The 2902-nt window shown below is 39.9% G+C and carries 2 protein-coding genes; both read left to right on the top strand.

All coding sequences use genetic code 11. From position 1 onward, the window contains the following. The first annotated feature begins 336 nt into the window (after positions 1–336). Complete coding sequence (gene tsaA, locus GQR46_RS18265; RefSeq protein WP_165741930.1) at positions 337–1041, top strand: tRNA (N6-threonylcarbamoyladenosine(37)-N6)-methyltransferase TrmO; 705 nt, start codon at positions 337–339, stop codon at positions 1039–1041. A gap of 89 nt (positions 1042–1130) precedes the next feature. Further along, positions 1131–2855: a proline--tRNA ligase gene (locus tag GQR46_RS18260; protein WP_165741928.1), complete on the top strand. Its 1725-nt coding sequence runs from the start codon at positions 1131–1133 to the stop codon at positions 2853–2855. Positions 2856–2902 lie beyond the last annotated feature (47 nt).

The raw sequence follows: 2902 nt of genomic DNA, 5'->3' as shown, positions 1-2902 counted from the left end.
TAAACCAATCAGTCTAATAAAAAACTTTAAACCGTTTGCTCTATAATGCCAAGTGCATTAAATAGGTGTTCTATTATAGCACTAAGAAAATAGCGCAATAACAAGGCAAAATTATAATATATAGTTGTTATCACTAATTGCTCCCTGCATTGTTCTACCTCCTGCATCCATACAGTCAACTAAGAATAATTTTTAACAAAGTAAGTGCGCTATTTAATGCAGTAGAATAATCATATTTTTAATAAAATTGGTATACGCAATAAACTTGCTTACATTAATGCCATAAATGCTAAATGCGGGTAGAATAGCGCTCTATTTTATTTGTACCCGAGTACTATGAGCGATTACACCATTTCGGCTATTGGCCACATTCAATCTCCTTATAAACAAAAGTTTGCTATACCTAGGCAACCACGTTTAGTGCCACAAGCTAAAGCAAAGCTTATATTTGCCCCCGATTTTAATCGCGAAGAGTTTGTACGTGGTTTAGATGAATTTACTCATATTTGGTTGTTATTTCGTTTTCATGGAACAGCTGATAAAGGTTATTCTGCTATGGTGCGCCCGCCTCGTTTGGGTGGCAATGAGCGAAAAGGTGTATTTGCGACCCGTGCTACATTCAGACCAAACGCAATTGGAATGAGCGCCGTAAAACTTGAAGGTATTGAATATAAAAACGGACAACTTAGCTTATTACTCGCTGGCATTGATTTACTTGATGGCACACCGATTATTGACATAAAACCGTATTTGCCGTATTCAGACTCTATGCCGGATGCAAGTGCTGGCTTTGCTGACACGCGCCCTGAAACACAAATGACGGTTGAATTTAGCCCTCAGGCAATTGAGTTTGTTAATGCCCAAACACAATACCCAGACTTACATGATTTTATAGCCAATGTTTTAAAACAAGATCCTCGCCCTGCTTATAAAAAACAAAAAGAAGAAATGCAAAGCTACGGGATGACTCTCTATGACTTTAATATTCGCTGGCAGGTTAATGATGCACATAACTTAGTAACAAGCATAGAAAAAAACTAAATAACTCACTTAGCGCTTTAGTGTAAAAGCATCCGCTGGTAAACTTAAGCTCTATTAAAAGAATATAATTACTCTATTTCGGAAAAAACATGCGTACAAGCCAATATATACTCGCAACACTTAAAGAAACGCCATCAGATGCTGAAATCGTATCGCATCAGTTAATGCTTAGAGCCGGTATGATCCGTCGCGTCGCTTCGGGTTTATACACTTGGTTACCCTCTGGTTTACGCGTGCTACGTAAAGTAGAAAACATTGTACGTGAAGAGATGGACAAAGCGGGTGCAATTGAAATGCTAATGCCTGTTATTCAACCTGCTGATTTGTGGGAAGAGTCTGGCCGTTGGAATGAATTTGGTCCTGAGCTTATGCGCTTTACAGACCGTCATAACCGTACGTTTGCACTTGGCCCAACACACGAAGAAGTAATAACTGATTTCGTACGTAAAGAAATAAGCAGCTACAAGCAATTACCAGTTACTTTATACCAAGTACAAACTAAAGTACGCGACGAACGTCGTCCTCGCTTTGGTGTAATGCGTGCTCGTGAGTTTACAATGAAAGATGCCTACTCTTTTCACTTAAGTGAAGAGTGTTTAGATGCGACTTATCAAGCGATGCACAAAGCATATTGTAATATTTTTGAGCGTTTAGGCCTTGATTACCGCCCTGTTATAGCCGATACAGGCTCTATTGGTGGTAGCGTATCGCACGAGTTTCATGTACTTGCTGAGTCGGGCGAAGATGCAATCGCGTTTAGTGATGGCAGTGATTACGCCGCTAATATTGAAAAAGCAGAAGCACTGGCACCAAGCGAGCCTCGCCCTGAAGCATCAAAAGAGCTTAAAGCGTTTCCAACTCCTGACGCTAAAACGATTAACGAGCTTAAAAAACACTACGGTGTTAAGCCACATCGCGGTGTTAAAACGTTAATTGTTTATGGTACGCCTGATGAAAACGAAGTACGCGGTTTAGTAGCTTTAGTACTGCGTGGCGATCACGAATTAAATGAACTAAAAGCTGAAAAGCACCCATTAGTAGACTCTCCGCTTGAAATGGCAACAGAGGCAGATATTGTTGCTGCTATTGGCGCAAAACCTGGCTCATTAGGTCCTGTCGGCTTATCAATGCCTATTATTGTTGATAGAGCAGCTAACATACTTGCTGATTTTGTTGCCGGTGCAAATAAAGACGACGAGCATTACAGCGGTATTAACTGGGATCGTGACGTAACTGATTACGAAGTTGCTGATATTCGTAATATTGTTGAAGGCGATATGAGCCCATGTGGCCAAGGCGTTTTACAAATTAAACGTGGTATTGAAGTAGGTCATATTTTTCAACTTGGCACTAAATACTCAGAAGCGATGAAAGCGGGTGTATTAAACGAAGGTGGTAAAAACCAAACCATGACTATGGGTTGTTACGGTATTGGTGTTTCACGTATTGTTGCTGCTGCTATTGAGCAGAACAACGATCAATACGGGATCATTTGGCCAAAATCAATCGCGCCATTCGATTTAGCAATTGTTCCAATGAACATGCACAAATCGCATCGTATTCCTGATATTGCAAATAACCTTTACCAAGGTTTAAAAGATGCAGGTCTTGATGTGTTATTTGATGACCGTAAAGAGCGCCCTGGTGTTATGTTTAACGATATGGAACTCATTGGTGTGCCATTTACGCTAGTAATTGGTGAGCGTAACCTTGACGAAAACAAAATTGAGCTTAAAAACCGCCGTACAGGTGAAAAGCTAATGATTGATATCGATACAGCAATTGATGCAATTAAAGCAGCCGTTAAAGGTTAAGCTAAAAATACTTATAAGTAATTTTAAAACCGCTTTTTAAAAGCGGT

Source organism: Pseudoalteromonas sp. Z1A6 (genome assembly GCF_011378745.1).
Taxonomy (GTDB): Bacteria; Pseudomonadota; Gammaproteobacteria; order Enterobacterales; family Alteromonadaceae; genus Pseudoalteromonas; species Pseudoalteromonas arctica.
The sequence above is the reverse complement of the archived record's forward strand: the minus strand, read 5'-3'. Positions and strand labels throughout refer to the sequence as shown.

What these genes read in the sequence shown, in the direction of transcription:
- GQR46_RS18260 (WP_165741928.1), top strand. Translation starts at nt 1,131, where the DNA reads ATGCGTACAAGCCAATATATACTCGCAACACTTAAAGAAACGCCATCA.
- tsaA (WP_165741930.1), top strand. Translation starts at nt 337, where the DNA reads ATGAGCGATTACACCATTTCGGCTATTGGCCACATTCAATCTCCTTAT.